The organism is Moryella indoligenes (genome assembly GCF_030812885.1).
In the GTDB taxonomy this organism is placed as follows: Bacteria; Bacillota; Clostridia; order Lachnospirales; family Lachnospiraceae; genus Moryella; species Moryella indoligenes.
Genome location: NZ_JAUSTO010000001.1, coordinates 194,026 through 209,128, shown reverse-complemented (window position 1 = coordinate 209,128; position 15,103 = coordinate 194,026). Strand labels below are relative to the sequence as shown.

General features: G+C 49.9%; 15 protein-coding genes and 1 pseudogene. 7 read left to right on the top strand and 9 right to left on the bottom strand.

The annotated features are described in order from the left end of the window. Positions 1 to 238: 238 nt before the first annotated feature. Together J2S20_RS00985 and J2S20_RS12375 are read left to right on the top strand one after the other, a co-directional pair. Positions 239 to 382: a hypothetical protein gene (locus J2S20_RS00985; protein ID WP_170065406.1), complete on the top strand. Its 144-nt coding sequence runs from the start codon at positions 239 to 241 to the stop codon at positions 380 to 382. A gap of 169 nt (positions 383 to 551) precedes the next feature. After that, a pseudogene (locus tag J2S20_RS12375) lies at positions 552 to 1,006 on the top strand (DUF6061 family protein). Here J2S20_RS12375 and msrB read toward each other — a convergent pair. From msrB to J2S20_RS00960, 4 genes are read right to left on the bottom strand one after another with little or no spacing between them, the layout of a single operon-like run. Further along, positions 921 to 2,033 (bottom strand): peptide-methionine (R)-S-oxide reductase MsrB, encoded by a 1,113-nt coding sequence (msrB, locus tag J2S20_RS00975; protein WP_307252076.1) that lies wholly within the window; start codon positions 2,031 to 2,033, stop codon positions 921 to 923. The pseudogene J2S20_RS12375 and the gene msrB overlap by 86 nt on opposite strands. A gap of 37 nt (positions 2,034 to 2,070) precedes the next feature. Further along, positions 2,071 to 3,027, bottom strand: coding sequence for a TlpA disulfide reductase family protein (locus J2S20_RS00970; RefSeq protein ID WP_330692709.1), 957 nt, complete (start codon positions 3,025 to 3,027; stop codon positions 2,071 to 2,073). Positions 3,028 to 3,032: 5 nt separating this feature from the next. Continuing rightward, positions 3,033 to 3,926 (bottom strand): 4Fe-4S binding protein, encoded by an 894-nt coding sequence (locus tag J2S20_RS00965; RefSeq protein ID WP_172463669.1) that lies wholly within the window; start codon positions 3,924 to 3,926, stop codon positions 3,033 to 3,035. 25 nt (positions 3,927 to 3,951) lie between these two features. Then, positions 3,952 to 4,098 (bottom strand): CD1871A family CXXC motif-containing protein, encoded by a 147-nt coding sequence (locus tag J2S20_RS00960; protein WP_170065407.1) that lies wholly within the window; start codon positions 4,096 to 4,098, stop codon positions 3,952 to 3,954. Between the two features lie 146 nt (positions 4,099 to 4,244). Between J2S20_RS00960 and J2S20_RS00955 the strand changes: the two genes are divergently transcribed. Further along, a complete protein-coding gene (locus tag J2S20_RS00955; RefSeq protein WP_106612755.1) occupies positions 4,245 to 4,922 on the top strand; it encodes a response regulator transcription factor in 678 nt (225 codons plus the stop codon). Beyond that, on the top strand, positions 4,919 to 6,070 hold the full coding sequence (locus J2S20_RS00950) for a sensor histidine kinase (RefSeq protein WP_307252068.1): 1,152 nt from the start codon (positions 4,919 to 4,921) through the stop codon (positions 6,068 to 6,070). The genes J2S20_RS00955 and J2S20_RS00950 overlap by 4 nt, the downstream gene beginning before the upstream one ends. Before the next feature lie 7 nt (positions 6,071 to 6,077). On the opposite strand, the gene J2S20_RS00945 is transcribed toward J2S20_RS00950, so the two are convergent. Both J2S20_RS00945 and J2S20_RS00940 read right to left on the bottom strand, forming a co-directional pair. Further along, positions 6,078 to 6,353 carry a hypothetical protein gene (locus tag J2S20_RS00945; protein ID WP_106612753.1) on the bottom strand — a complete coding sequence of 92 codons (276 nt, stop codon included), beginning with the start codon at positions 6,351 to 6,353 and terminating at the stop codon, positions 6,078 to 6,080. Positions 6,354 to 6,527: 174 nt separating this feature from the next. After that, entirely contained in the window at positions 6,528 to 8,207 is a 1,680-nt protein-coding gene (locus J2S20_RS00940; RefSeq protein WP_307252066.1) for an AAA family ATPase, read from the bottom strand. 124 nt (positions 8,208 to 8,331) lie between these two features. On the opposite strand from J2S20_RS00940, the gene J2S20_RS00935 reads away from it, so the two are divergent. Both J2S20_RS00935 and J2S20_RS00930 read left to right on the top strand, forming a co-directional pair. Then, positions 8,332 to 8,466, top strand: coding sequence for a hypothetical protein (locus tag J2S20_RS00935; RefSeq protein ID WP_307252064.1), 135 nt, complete (start codon positions 8,332 to 8,334; stop codon positions 8,464 to 8,466). Between the two features lie 96 nt (positions 8,467 to 8,562). Next, positions 8,563 to 9,558: a hypothetical protein gene (locus tag J2S20_RS00930; RefSeq protein WP_307252062.1), complete on the top strand. Its 996-nt coding sequence runs from the start codon at positions 8,563 to 8,565 to the stop codon at positions 9,556 to 9,558. 90 nt (positions 9,559 to 9,648) lie between these two features. Here the strand turns inward: J2S20_RS00930 and J2S20_RS00925 are convergent, their stop codons facing one another. Next, a complete protein-coding gene (locus tag J2S20_RS00925; RefSeq protein ID WP_307252060.1) occupies positions 9,649 to 10,290 on the bottom strand; it encodes a hypothetical protein in 642 nt (213 codons plus the stop codon). On the opposite strand from J2S20_RS00925, the gene J2S20_RS00920 reads away from it, so the two are divergent. Continuing rightward, positions 10,238 to 12,001, top strand: a complete 1,764-nt coding sequence (locus J2S20_RS00920; RefSeq protein WP_307252058.1) for a hypothetical protein — start codon at positions 10,238 to 10,240, stop codon at positions 11,999 to 12,001. The genes J2S20_RS00925 and J2S20_RS00920 overlap by 53 nt on opposite strands. A gap of 182 nt (positions 12,002 to 12,183) precedes the next feature. Here J2S20_RS00920 and J2S20_RS00915 read toward each other — a convergent pair whose 3' ends face one another. Continuing rightward, positions 12,184 to 13,551 carry an MATE family efflux transporter gene (locus J2S20_RS00915; protein ID WP_106612750.1) on the bottom strand — a complete coding sequence of 456 codons (1,368 nt, stop codon included), beginning with the start codon at positions 13,549 to 13,551 and terminating at the stop codon, positions 12,184 to 12,186. A 176-nt stretch (positions 13,552 to 13,727) separates the two neighbouring features. Continuing rightward, a complete protein-coding gene (locus J2S20_RS00910) occupies positions 13,728 to 15,098 on the bottom strand; it encodes a YfcC family protein (RefSeq protein WP_307252054.1) in 1,371 nt (456 codons plus the stop codon). Between the last annotated feature and the right edge of the window lie 5 nt (positions 15,099 to 15,103).

Below are 15,103 nucleotides of genomic sequence, written 5' to 3'. Positions count from 1 at the left end.
CAGTTCAGGCAACTCTACACTAAGGGGCAAACTTGGCAGTAGAATAGATGATTTAGAATTTGTGGAGGTGATTTATTTGAATATAGAGATGTTTTTTGATGATATAATTTCACAAAACAAGATAAGAAGAAAGTGAAAGCAAGTCCGAAGTAAAGAAGAATTTGATTTCAATCAATAAGGTATTTGGAAATGCTCTTGAAAATAAGACTCCAATGCAATTAGCTGGAGGTGTTTTATAATGGCAAGAACTTCCAAAAGATATATTGAAAAGAAAAATGAAAAGACAGAAAGAAAAGTCTTTAAGGCCGGAATTTATACAAGATTATCTAACGAAAGAACAGAAGAGTGGAGAGAAAAATCATACTCAAGTCTTGAGCTTTGATTTAGGGTTATAAAATGCACTCTCGATACGCTTTTCGTCCAAATAATCCACGTATTTCGGGCTGTACATAGGTTCCTTGCGAATTTTGTAGCCGTTTTGTAGCCAGCTATTTTATACGTACTAACCGTTCGCAACGACTTGTTTTAAATGATTTGCAGCAGATTTCGATATGATTCCCGCCAATAATCACCCGGAAATAGACCGCCTGATTCACCTCAAAAATCATCTTGGAGGTATGATCATGAGCAAACTTATATCCTATCCATTCAACATAGATACAGCCTGCGTAGAATTGGTTTTTGACGATAGAAGCCAGATTTCCATTACTTCACCGCCGTTGAAAACGAAGTTGCCGATAACCGCTTCCAGCGGTCAGAGCTGGAATATCTGATCTACAACGACCCGCTTGCTTATGCCGATCTGATTCTGAACAGCAAGCTGAACGTCCTGTTTGAATCAACCGACATGAGCATAAACGACAGCGGCCCGGTTCATAATGATTGGGCCGCTGCTTATTATATCATTGTATTTTGCGAACTCATTCCTCGAACAGATACAGAAGATATCCGTAACCCTCTGCTTTCATCTTTGCGTAAGGCACAAAGCGCAGGGCCGCACTGTTGATGCAGTAGCGCACGCCATTGGGGGACTCCGGATCGCCGGTGAACACATGACCAAGGTGAGAATCTCCGGCACGGCTTCTGACCTCTGTGCGGCGCATGCCGTGGCTCAGGTCCTCCAGTTCCACCACGGCAGGCTCTTCAATGGGCTTTGTGAAAGCCGGCCAGCCGCAGCCGCTCTCGTACTTATCCGTGGAGGAAAAGAGCGGCTCGCCGGTGACGACATCCACATAGATGCCCTTTTCAAACTTATCCCAGAACTCGCCTGTGAAAGCGCGCTCCGTGCCGCTCTCCTGCGTAACACGGTACTGCTCCGCCGTCAGCTTGTCCCGGATGGATTCCGCCGCGGGCTTCTGATAGTCGCCCGGATCGATGCGCAGCCGGGAAAACAGCTCCATCTCCGCGCGCGGGATGTGACAGTAGCCGTTCGGGTTCTTTTCGAGGTAGTTCTGGTGGTACTCCTCGGCGGGGTAGTAGTTCTTGAGTGGGCCGATCTCCACGAAGAACTTTTCACTGCGTCCTCGCTCGATCTCCGCGATGCGCTCCACCGTTTCCTTCGCGTTTTCGTTGGTGTAATAGACACCGGTCTGATACTGGCTGCCCCGGTCGTTGCCCTGCCGGTTCTCCACCGTGGGGTCGATCACATAGAAGTAGGCCAGCAGCAGGGCGTCGAGACTCACCTGTCCGGGGTCATACTCCACCCGCACGGCCTCCCGAAAGCCGGTCTCGCCCTTGCAGACGGTCTTGTAATCGGCGTCCGCCTCGCAGGTGCCGTTGGCATAGCCGCTCTCGGCATCGATGACGCCGGGGATGGACTGCATCAGCTGTTCCATGCCCCAGAAGCAGCCGCCCGCCAGATATATGACATTTTCCGTGGTATCCATATACATGCTTCCTTCACCGGACATATCAGAGGGCTGTCCGGTCATTTCCTTCTCGTCCGTCTTATGCGGCATATTTTTCTGCCCGGCAGTGCAGCCGCTCAGCAGCAGTACCGCGGTGAGCAGAAGCGGCGATACCCTCCGATACATGGTGTATCCCTCCTTTCTGAGAAGATAAATTCGTTTGTCAGCCCATATCGGCGGCAAGAGCCTGGTCGATGAGCTTTTGCAGCGTCTCCGCCTGCTTCTTTTCCGTGATGGCGCCTACGATGGGGTCACCCACGATATTGCCGTTGCGGTCAACCACATAGGTGGTGGGGTAGGCAAAAACGTTTGTAGTGAACTTTCCCGCCTCGCCGTCGGAAGCGAAATACACATTCTGGTAGGTCACGCCCTTCTTGGCCAGTACATCTTTTGCTTCGGAAATTGCCGCTTCATCGCCATCCAATGTGAAGGTGTTGACACCGATGAGTGCGCCGCCCTTCTTCGCAAGCTCCTTGTTCAGTGCGTCCAGCTCGGAAAGCTCGCCCACGCAGGGATTGCAGGTGGTGAACCAGAAATTCACCACGGTGACGGCGTTGGCGGAGAACAGCTCGTCGCTCTTCACCGTGTTGCCATCCAGGTCCTTGCCCTCAAAGGCGGGGAATTTCTGCATGCTGCCGTCATCAGGCAGCGTGGTCATGTCGCTGCCCGCGGGCACGCTCATAGCGCCATCCATAGATCGCTGTGCCGCCTCGGGGTACTTTTTCTCTATCATGGTCAGCTTGTTTTCAATCTCGCTGATCTTCTCCGCCGCCTCCTTGAGCAGCTTCAGCTCATCCTCCGTAAACTGATCTTTGGAACCTTCGATGGTGTCCAACAAGAACTCACCATAGTTTTTGTCGTCCTCCTGCATGGTCATGCCCTTGTCGGCCGCCATGAAAACCTTTTCCCAAAGCGCTGTGTCCTCCGAGAGAATGGCATTTTCCTGCGCCATCAGCTCCTTGTGCATGGCAACCGCTTCCTCGGCATTCTTCGGTTCGCTGCTCATTCCGTCCATTTTGTCTCCGCCCTTTGTGCCGCAGGCTGCCAGAGAGAGCACCATCAGTGCAGTAAGCAGCAGCGCCAGAATTCTGCCGGCAGTATTCGTCCTATTCATCTTCATTCGTTTTATTCCTCCTTGTTATTGTTGCTTGTCTGTAGCGTTTCCGCTGCTTTTGCCTTATCTTTACCGTCTCCGAAGCCGTAGCGGAAGCACACGGCTTTCGTCGGACAGGCGCGGATGCACATTCCGCAGCGGATGCACTCGGTATGGTTGGGCGTTTTCGTCACATCCACATCCATCTTGCAGGCTCTAGCGCATTTCCCGCAGGAGACGCACTTATTCTTATCCACCTTCATCTGGAAGAGGGACACCCGGTTGAACAGCGCGTAGAACGCGCCAAGCGGGCAGAGCCACTTGCAGAACGGTCGGTAGAACAGTACGCTCAGCGCAATCACCGACAGCAGGATGCTGAATTTCCATGTAAACAGCTTGCCCAGCGCCGCCCGGATGCCGGAATTGGCAAGGGACAGCGGGATGGCTCCCTCCAGCACACCTTGGGGGCAGAGGTATTTGCAGAAGAACGGGTTTCCCATGCCAACATCGTTCACAAGGAACGCCGGTAGCAGGAAAACCATCACCAGCAGGACAGCGTATTTCAGGTATGTCAGCGGCTTCAGCCTCTTTGTGGAAAGCTTCTTAGTGGGGATTTTGTGCAGCAGCTCCTGAAACCAGCCGAAGGGGCATAGAAAGCCGCAGATAAAGCGCCCCAGCAGCACGCCCAGCAGAATAAGGAAGCCTGTGATATAGTAGGAGAAGCTGAACTTGGAAGACCCCACCACCGCCTGAAACGCCCCGATGGGGCAGGCCCCGGACGCCGCCGGACAGGAGTAGCAGTTCAGCCCCGGCACGCAGACGGTCTTCCCCGTCCCCTGATACAGTCCGCCCTTGAGAAAGTTCGGCAGATGCAGGTTGGTCAGCAGCGTCGCCCCCGCCTGAATCCAGCCCCGGAAGCGGGACATGGTCTGTGAAACGCCTGAAAACTTTTTACCCAATGCCCACACACTCCAGACATAATTTGATTGCTTTGCTCAGCACTGTCGCCGCCTCGCCCCGCCAGACACCAAAGCACAGCATGGCGGCTCCGGCCATCAGCAGCACGATCTGCGCCGCGGCCTTTTTCCCGTAGCTCATTTTTCATCACCCTTTCCGATTTTCTGCCCCCATCATAGCGCGGGAGAGTTAAAGTCTCTGTTAAGAACGAAAACTTAACGCAAACCTTATCTGTTTTTGCTATGATGAAAGCAACACAAAAACGAAGAATAAAAAGGAGGGCTCTCATGCACCTTTTAGTAATTGAAGATGAACGCGCCCTGTGCGAGACCATCGTTCGCAGCCTGCGGCGGCTGGCCTACAGCGTGGACTACTGCTATGACGGCGAAAAGGCGCTGGCGTTTCTGGGCGTGGAACGATACGATCTGGTGCTTCTTGATCTGAATCTGCCGAAAAAGGACGGCATGACGGTGCTGCGCACACTGCGGCAGACCGACCGGGAGACGCGGGTGCTGATCCTCTCCGCCCGCAGCGAAGTGGAGGACAAGGTGCAGGGGCTGGATGCCGGGGCGAACGACTATCTGGCGAAGCCCTTCCACTTGGCGGAGCTGGAGGCCCGCATCCGCAGCCTGACATTGCGGCAGTTCACCCAGCAGGATGTGCTGCTAAGCTGCGGAGGCCTGACCTTTGACACCCGCTCCCGTACCGCCACCGTCAACGGGCAGACGCTGACGCTCACCCGGAAGGAAACGGGAATCCTGGAATACCTGATGGTGCATCAAGGAAGGCCAGTAAGTCAGGAGGAGCTGATGGATCACGTTTGGGGCAATAGCGTGGACAGCTTCAGCAATTCCATTCGCGTCCACATCTCCGCCCTGCGCAAAAAGCTCCGCGCCGTGCTGGGCTATGACCCCATCCGCAACCGCATCGGCGAGGGCTATCTGATGGGAGGCGAGGAGGAATGAAGCGGCTTTCCCTGCAGTGTCGCATCACGCTGATGTCCGTCCTGCTCATCGGCATCACCTGCGTGGCCATGAATTTGCTGCTGTGCTCCTCCGGTGTGTACTATATGGACACCATTGCGGACAGTTTACAAGGCGGCGGCACGGTGATACTGAATGATGGCGGAGCGGCGAGCTTTGACCCGCAGCTCATAGCGCCCAACGAGGAGTTGATCATCGTCGTCGATGGGGTGCAGGGGCGCTTCCGCACCACCAACTGGTACATCACGGCGGCGGTAACGCTGCTCAGCGGCATCCTCGCCTATTTCGTCAGCGGACGCGCTCTCAAGCCCCTGCGCAGCTTTACCTCGCAGGTGGAGCAGGTGCAGCTGAACAATCTTGCTGATATGAGGATCGATGAAGATGCTATTTCGGAGTTCCGGCAGCTGAGCCGTTCGTTCAACCAGATGCTGGAGCGGCTGAACAACGCCTTTTCCGCCCAGCGTCAGTTCGCTGGCAACGCCGCCCACGAGCTGCGCACGCCACTGGCACTAATACAGGCGCAGTTGGAGCTGTTTTCCGCGGAGCATCCTGATGTGCGACCGGAGACGGCGGAGTTCCTCACGCTTTTGCGTGAGCAGATGGAACGGCTGATACAGATGACCAGGACACTGCTGGAGATGAGCAATCTGCGGCAGGTGGCGCGGAAAGAGCGGATCCAGCTCGCTCCCATGATCGAGGAGATCTTCACAGATCTTGCGCCGCTCTCAGATAAGCTCGGCGTCACGCTGACGGCGGAGGGCGACGGCATTATGACCGGCAGCGATGCACTGATCTACCGGCTGATCTTCAACCTGACGGAGAATGCTGTCAAGTACAACCGGCCGGGCGGCTCGGTACGGGTTTCTGTCACTCAGGAGTTGGAAAAGCTCCTGCTCCGCGTCTCCGACACCGGCTGCGGCATCCCGGAGGTGTATCAGCGCAGTATCTTCCAGCCCTTCTTCCGGGTGGACAAGTCTCGCAACCGGGAATACGGTGGCGCAGGACTGGGGCTCTCACTGGTATGGGAGATCGCCGACCTCCACGGCGGCTCCGTTTGGGTAGAGAAAAGTTCGGAGAAGGGCACTACCATTGCGGTGGGGTTGCCAACGCAACAATCAACGAAGCCCTAAAACCCTTTTATTCGTTTTTCGCCGCTTCGCTTGCCGCCCTGCGGCGTTCCTCTCTGTATGGGGCGGTCAGCCGGAAAGAGAAGCGTCCCTTTTCAATCTCAAATTCCTTGCAGCCCGTGTCCGGGTCTACGTCCGTCAGCTTGCAGACGGCAGGGTGTTTGCGGCTGTATGCGGTCAGCCTGTTTTTGAGGTCGGTGTTGTGGGTGCGGATGAAGATGGTGGGGTCTTTCTCGTCAAAATAGATTTCGGTGGTCTTTTCCTGCTTGGTAAGTCCTGTTCTCATAGGCTTATCCTTTCTGCGGCTCTGTCACGCAATAGGGGTGTTTTTCGGGGATTTTCTTCGGCTCTTGACTTGGGAAAAATGGCGATTTTCAAACAGGAGCGCGCCGGACGATGTCTGCCCTGTCCGACGCGCTCCCATTCGATAAAATGCGTTTTTTCCGGCTCTACACAGGAATCAGCGAGCTTCGTCCCTCGTGACCGCTTTTTCTCTGAGCGGATGGAAGAATCGCCACAGATTATTACGCTGAATTACATCCTCATAGCTGCGGACTTTCCCGCGCAGCTCCGTATTTTCACGCTCCAATTCTGCCGCACGGAGCTTGCTGTGGACAGACTTATAATCAGAAATTTCCTGTTTCAAACTGTCAATCTCAGCCTTGAGCTTTGCAATCAGTTTGTTTGCCGCATCCACCGCCTTTTGCAGTTTGGATTCCTTTTTCTCTGCTGTAACATACTTCTTTGCCAGAGTGGAAATCCGGTCAAAATCTTCACGCTCCACGGCAACTTTGGATGAGAAGGGAATGGACGTTGCCACGATTTTTTCGATAGACCGCACATCGACCCGCTGATTCTGGATTTTTTCAATTTTGCTCCCAAGCGTTGCTGCCTGTTTTTCCTGCTGACGGTTCTGTTCTGTGAATGCTGCCAGCCGCGCCTGTTCCTGTTGTACCTTGAACTGCGTCACCGTCAGATGTTCCTCGGAGCTGCCGCGTTCGCCTCGCTCCACATCGTCATACCCTGCCTTTCGCATGGCGGCGAAGAAATCATCTTGCAGAACGGAATAGGATTTTCGGAGCACAGTTTTCCCGTTTGCGTTCAGCAGCGGTTTCCCATGCTCGTCCAGCGCGGGCTTGGAATCCCACTTTTTACTCATACTGACCTGCTGTATCGTTTCCTTGACCGTCCCCACCAGCGATTTATCCTTGCAGCGTTTCGTCCATAGAATCTGTTTTTCCACGACGGGGATATAGACAACATGGGTGAGGGCGTTTGCCACCATGCCCGTATTCACCGCTTCCGCAAGCTCGGTCGGACTGCCTGCCCATTCTCTGCTTTCGGAGGAAACAAGCTGGGAAACCGTATCCAATACAGGGTCGGGCGGCTCCTGATGAGGCTTGTTCTCCGTCCGTTCAAGGCTCCATATCTGCGTGTCGGCATCTTTTTTCAGATATAGAATCTGATCCTGTTGATCTCGCCCCACGGCATCGACCGTGGCCTCCAATGCTGTCCGTTTCTTCTTCTGCATCAGGAGTGCTCCGTCTGCACAACCAAGAAGTCCCGTCGTGCCGGAGATCGTTTCAAAGCTGTCCCCGGCTGGCTGCTTTCTTGTGTGATGGACGGTAACGATGCAAATGCTGTGTCTGTCCGCAAAACGCTTGAGCTTTCCGATGATTTTATAGTCGCTGGCGTAGCTGTAAGCCTCGCCTCCGGCCTCCCGAATCTTCTGCATGGTGTCAATGATAATGAGTTTGGTGTCGGGATGCTCACGTACAAAATTTTCAAGCTGCTCATCAAGACCGTTTCCGATTTTGTTTGCTGCCGTTGCAAAATGCAGGCTGGCGGTATCCGCCACGCCGTACATCATAAACATCCGGCTCTGGATTCTCTGGAAATCATCCTCCAGTGCAAGGTACAGAACCGTACCCTGATGGACTTCATAGCCCCACAGCCTTTGCCCTGTGCTGACATGGTAGGCAAGCTGCGCTACCAGAAATGATTTTCCGATTTTGGGCGCTCCTGCGAGGATATATGCCCCTGAGTAGAGCAGACCGTCTATGACGGGCGGTCTGCTCTTGTAGGCGGTCTGATACAGCTCTGTCATGGAAACGGTATGAAGATAATGCGGGTCGTTCATGCGTCGGATTCTCTCACGCATTTCCTCAATATTATGCCGAGATTTTAGAATAAATGCGACAGAAGTCAACAGAGACTAAAAGCGCATGACATAGAGACAAAAGCAAATACAAGAAACAGAATCTTTGAGGAGAACCGGAGATTCCTTTAAGAAGGTTGTTATAGTTAGAAATAATATTGTGCCAGGATATGATGATGATGGTATTTTATATATTGGTGTAGAGGACTTTCTTTTAGATGAAGCTGCATTGGATTTATAAAAATAGCAATATTAAATTTAATAAAAATGCGTATTTACAACATTTGAATAAATTTGAATTTGTAATTGTGTCTGCACATGACAAGGAGGCTTTCAGATGAAAGATATTTTAAAGCATTATTCTAAGTATATACTCTTAGATACACTTGTAGCAGCTACGTCATTTGCAGGTGCTCACGGCATATTATCGTTTTTTCATCTGAAGTTTATAGAATGGGTTTATTATGCGGTAATCGGAATCATAATAATAGGAATATTGTTGGGCATATTTCAATTATTGCTAAAAATACGAAAGAATTATGTGAAATATGTAGCAATATGTGTTGAAGCCATTTGTCTCATACCTTTGACTTATATTTGCATTTTATTATTTGCTTTTTCTTATAAACCGATGCATATAGTTGAAAAAGACGGAATAAAATGTGTTGCCTATGTGAGAGCCTTTCTGCAGGTATATGTTGATTATTATGAATACAAAAATCCACTTATTACAGGTGATGAAGTACTTTTTACTGATCACTTTGGAAAAGGCGGATTTGATCCATTTGTTGATGGTTACGAAGATGATAGTATGATGGAAGAAAATGCTGCAATGGATGATACCACTGAAATAACTGATGATTCAGAAGACGAGGGAATAGATAATGAAAATATATTTTCTCAACAGGAGAAGGAGGATGACACAGCAATAGATACAGACAGTGACGGCTATCCTCTGACAGAAGAATTTCAGTCCTATAAGAAGGAACTAACAGCTGTTGCAACTTATATCAGAAATACCGAGTCATACCAAGGAGTAAAGGCAGGGGATGAACTTAGCGAGTTTCTGGCATATAATATTTCGGCTAAGGGATATCCTTACGTTAATATTGCGGAGCAAGTATACGAGCAAGATGGTATTTCAGCTATAGCAACGCATTACATTATTATTAATGAATCTTATGTTGAGAATGGTTCAAGAGAATATGTTTATCAAATTAAATTTAAAGACAAATCCGGTAATGAAGTAGCTTCCACCAAGGTTGTGGATTTCTATCTAATAGATACTGAGACATTGGAGATTACGGATGAGAAAACAAATGATTGGCATTAATTCGGGAAAGCACCAGATGATGTACAGAAAGCTGTAATTTAACAACAATTCCCAGTTTGTCGAATTGAATAAAACATATTACTAAGACATTTACGAAAAGTAGATGTCTTTTTTCATGCCCATTTTTAAGAAAGGAGGGGTAAAAGTGGCAAATAGAATAAAAGGTATTAGATAAGGGGGTGCGGACAAAAAGCTGGACTTTAGGGCTCCGAAAGGAGCAGGAATTTCGAAAAATTCTTGTGAATCGAATTTCGGACTTTTAGAATTATAATCAAAAATTATTTGCTTTCTTCCTATTATATAGAAAAAATATGGCAAAAATGGTAGAATAATTATAAAGATATATACTTTCATTTCAGGGAGTATTTCGTTGCCGGACTGAAAGTGCTGTGGAGAGCAGATGTTGGTCTCCCGGGCCGCAGCCGAAAAGTGGGTGTGGGAGATATGTTGGCAGAACTGCGGGTGGCTGTAATCAAAGGTTGGTTCAGAAAACAGAAGACTGTTGATTTCTAATAAAAGGCGAAGCCGTTTTTGGAGGATAGGGCGGTATGAATATGAAGATATTACAAAAGGTTCCTTGTCAGCAGTTGTTATTCTGATGTGCCTGCCGGTTCTTTTTTCGGGCTGTGGAAAGAGCGGGGAGAGAGCTGCAAAAACGGAGAGCGGAACAGCAGCGCCTGTGGGGACAGAAAATGTTTCCGGAACAGAGGCGGCAGCAGAAAAAACGCACATACTTCCCGGGAACCCCGTAAAAAATGTTCCGGATGCGGATGAACTGATGCGCCAGATTGATATCTTCCTTGACCGCGAGGAGGAGTGGGGATTCTGGGCAGGCGAGTCTGAGCCGTACTATGACACGATGGGGTATGCGGTGACAGATCTGGATCATAACGGCAGGACTGAGCTTATCGTGGCGTTTACGACAGGGACGGGATACTACTCTGAAAATCATATTTATGAGATCAATGAAGCGGGTGATGGTTTTACGGAGTGCAAATGGAGCGGGAGTGGAATTCAGAGGGAAAACAACGGCGATTTTGCGCCTGACCTGATGAATGACAATGGAGCTGATGCATTCCGTGTATATTACGACAAAGCGGAAGACCGGTACCATTATATCTGTGAAAACGTTGTTCGCTCAGGCGGTTTTTATAATGGCTTTATCGAGTGTGACCTGACACTGAAAAACGGGAAGGCAGATATTGACAGTTTTGCCGCTTCTGTCACGGAGCATACATGGAATGACAAAACCGGCGACTATGACGGAAATATTACATATGAGACTGTTGATGGAAAAGTCTCTGAAGAAAAATACCTGTCGGCAGAAGAAGATATGTTCGGCGGCATGGAGAAGGATGGTTATATAATCGCTTTCATGTATGACCATATGTTCTATGCGGACGACGAGCATTTTGAGAATAAGGGAAGGAGCATCAAGGCTTCGGTACTTATGGATTCCTATAAAGTGTTCATGAAGGAAATGACCCTTGATGAGTTCCGTGAGCGGCATTTCTTATCCGCAGCAGTTCCTGAGCAGTATCAGCCTCTTATTGAGGACTGGACCCTTGACGAAGAATATTCGGGCGGGAATGACTATCTGAAGATGTATTTCGGAGATCATTACGGCTTTGACAGTTATGCGCTTGATGACGTAAATGGAGACGGCATCCCGGAGCTCTTTCTGTATGGTTCCGGAATGTACGGTATCGCTCATGTATATACCGTAGCGGACGATGCACTTATACAACTGGGCATAGAGGGATGGATAGGGGGAATCAATAAAAAGGAGAGCGCTGTCATTGTGACAGGCCACTGGCATGGCGCCGGCGGTTCAAATACCAATGAATATGAGATCTGGCTGTTGGGGGATGAGGCTGTCACAGATTATTACTATATAGATGAGCTTAATGGAGCGTACAGCATAGATCATGTGGGGGGCAAGAATCTTGATACGTATGAATCGCTTCCTGCCGATAAGAAGATCTATGATGGACTGTATGAAAAATATGTAAAGGACAGGACGGATCCTGCGGAGGGACAACATACAGAGCTTTCGAGGGGAGATTTTACGATCACCGTGTATTCTGATCCCAGCACTGCCGATTACAGAGGATTGGGAAACGACATACAGATCATGAATGAGGGCCCGGATACGGATATGAGATTCAAATGTGACACGGATGGCGTGACAGCAGAGCTGTGGTCTCTTGAGTTTGATGAAGAAAATGGAGAAATGGTACGGGACAAAAAGGTGGCCTCTGTAATTACGGAAGCTGGAAAGGTCTACCAGTTTAATGCGTTTGAAGGAGAGGGGTTTCCGTATTATTCTCTGTATGCGCGCAGAGGAAATACCTATGTTGAATGGGATGTTTTGCCTGATATGAAAGATGGAAACACGACCTTTACGCTGAAGCCTGAAGCATCTGCCGCTGATCCTCTGTGATGGCACTGGCTTTAAAACAAATCTGGGAACCGATATACATAAAAGAGCGCCACGGAAGGCAGCAATGCCTGGTTCATACCAGATCTGACCACTGAGATAGTGGTTGGCACTATAATCTGCCGTGGGTCATTTTTTGTTCTGACAAATAGAGGGAAAATGGTTTTTGATAAAAGGTCGGGGCCTCAGGTCCCGACCTTTGCTATGATCTCCCGGTATATCTTTCGAAGAAAGAAGGCGGAGAGGAGCACAGATACGGCTTCAGCAATATTGTAGGACCACCATACATATTCTAAAACGCCGGAGAGTGAAAGCAGGTAGGCCATGGGAAGCAGCACCAGCATCTGCCGGCAGATAGACACAATCATGCTGTAGCTGCCCTTTCCCAGTGCCTGAAAGACAGAGCCGCAGGCGATGGCAAAGCCCGCAAAGGGGAAGCCAAGGCCTATGATGCGAAAGGCTGGCACACCGATCGAGAGCATATTCTCTGAGGCATTGAAGAGCGAGAAGAAGAATGCAGGGATCAGTTCAAAGAGCAGACAGCCAACAGTCATGATGGAGATGGCTGCAGAGAAGGCGAGCTTCATGGTTTTCAGAATGCGCTCCTTTTTCTGTGCTCCGTAGTTGTAGGCAATGATAGGGACGCTGCCGTTGTTCAGGCCAAAGACGGGCATGAAGATAATGCTGTTGATCTTGAAATAGATCCCGAAAACTGCGGTCGCCGTGGGGGTGAAGGCGATGAGGATCTGATTCATTCCGTAGGTCATGACAGAGCCAATTGCCTGCATAATAACAGAAGGAATACCTACGGCAAAGATGCCCTCGATGATCTGAGGATCTGGGCGAAAGCCGCGGAAGCGGATATGTACCTCGGTATTGAATTTGTGATTCAAAACAGCGGCAAGTACGGCAGCAATATGCTGCCCCATGACCGTTGCAATGGCGGCACCTGCCATTCCAAGCCGCGGTGCGCCGAAAAGTCCGAAGATCAGGATCGGATCCATGCAGATATTAAATATGGCGCCAACCATCTGCGTTGCCATAGCGTAGATGGTCTTTCCGGTCGACTGCAAAATGCGCTCAAAGGTGATTTCCATAAAGATGCCCAGACTGCAGCAGCATATGATACGCATATACTGCTGTCCATAGTGCAGTATTTCCGGATCAGAGGTCTGCGCACGGAAGAAGGGTACAGTAAGAAAAAGCCCGGTCAGAACAAAAAGGATCATCACGGCAAATTCAAGGAAGATTCCATTCGCTGCGCTCTTATTGACCCGCTCGAAATTCTGCTCGCCCAGAGCCTTTGAGAGATAGGCATTGATGCCGACTGCAAGTCCCACACTGCATGAAATCATGAGGGACTGAATCGGAAAGGCAAGGCTCACTGCAGTCAGGGCAGATTCACTGATCATGGAGACAAAGATGGAATCAATGATATTGTACAGTGCCTGCACCATCATGGAGAGCATCATCGGAACGGACATGGAGAGCAGCAGTCGCCCGACCGGCAGTGTCCCCATCTTATTTTCCTGTAAGTTTTTTTCCTGTGGCATAAGCGGCGCTCCTGAGATGTTGAAGAATGAATTGAAACAGATATCTGAGATGATAGTCATTTAGAGTAACAGGAAAAGGAGAAAAATGCAAGCACTCCCGGGGCAGGAATCCCCGGGAGTGGAAAGAATGGTTTAGAATTACGCTGAATAGATGGAATCAGTTTTTACAGACAGGTTTATGACCATCCGATCAAAACAGCGATGGCGATTGTAACCATCTGGGTGGCCAGGAGCATGAGGAAGAGCGGTATGAACCATTTCCACCATTTCTCCAACTTCACTCCGGCAATACCGGTCACAACAGGAGTCAGAGCAGTGGGCCAGAGAACATTTGAGAGGCCGTCTCCGTACTGGAAGCAGAGTACAGCGATCTGGCGCTGTACGTGGATAATGTCGGAGAGTGGCGCCATAATGGGCATACTCACAACTGCTTGTCCCGATCCGGAGGGCATCAGGAAATTGATTAGTGTCTGCACGAGCAGCATACACTCTGCGGATACCAGAGAGGGCAGATGCACCAGTGGGAGTGAGAGACCATAGACCACTGTGTCTATGATATTGCCGTGCTGCAGCACGATAAGTACGCCGCGGGCAATTCCAATCATGAGACAGGCTTCTGCGATATCAGAAAAGCTCTTTGAGAGCTTTCCCGCGATAACATTGGATGACCATCCCATGATAATAGCGCTTACGAGCCCCATAATGATAAAAAGTGCACTGAGCTCTGTGAAGTACCAGCCAAAGGTCTTTGTGCCATAAATCAGCAGTAAGATGCCTGCCAGCAGTGTTGCCAGCACGAGCTTTTCACGAATACCGAAGGGATGGTTCTGCACTTCCTCCTCTGAGATGGCAAATTCATTTGTTTCACCGTATACCAGACTCTTGGTCGGATCCTTCTCGATCTTCAGCGCGTAGCGGACGGTGTAGACAGACGCGACAATAATCATACAGATATGGCAGAAGATACGGAAGCCGGCGCCGGACATGATGGGAAGATCTGCAATACTCTGTGCAGTTCCGACTGTGAAGGGGTTCATAAATGCACCGGAATAACCAATGGCAGCTGCCAGGGCAACAATAGCCAGCCCGACGATTGCGTCGTAGCCCATGGCGATTGAGATGCCGACAAAGATCGGAATAAAGGGGAAGGTCTCCTCAAACACGCCGATGGTAGAGGAGGCAAATCCGATCAGTGTGATAAAGATAGGAATGATGATGGCCTTTGATTTCCCTTTAAAGGTGCGGAGCAGGCCGGCGATCAGTCCATCAAAGGCACCTGTGGAAATAATCAGCCCTATGAATGCATAGGCGACAAAGACAAACATGGTTACTCCTGCGGCATCGCAGAGCCCTTCATAGATACATTTGAACATCTCAAAGGGACCCACAGGAGATGGATCTGTAAGGTGGAAGGTCCCTGCAACAACGATCTCCCTTCCGGCCTCGTTCAGTGTTCGGTCAAAGCTTCCTGCCGGCAATATCCAAGTGAGAATAGTGCAGAGCACAGTAATGCCAAAAAGCAGTACATAAATATGTGGCAGTTTCAAATTCT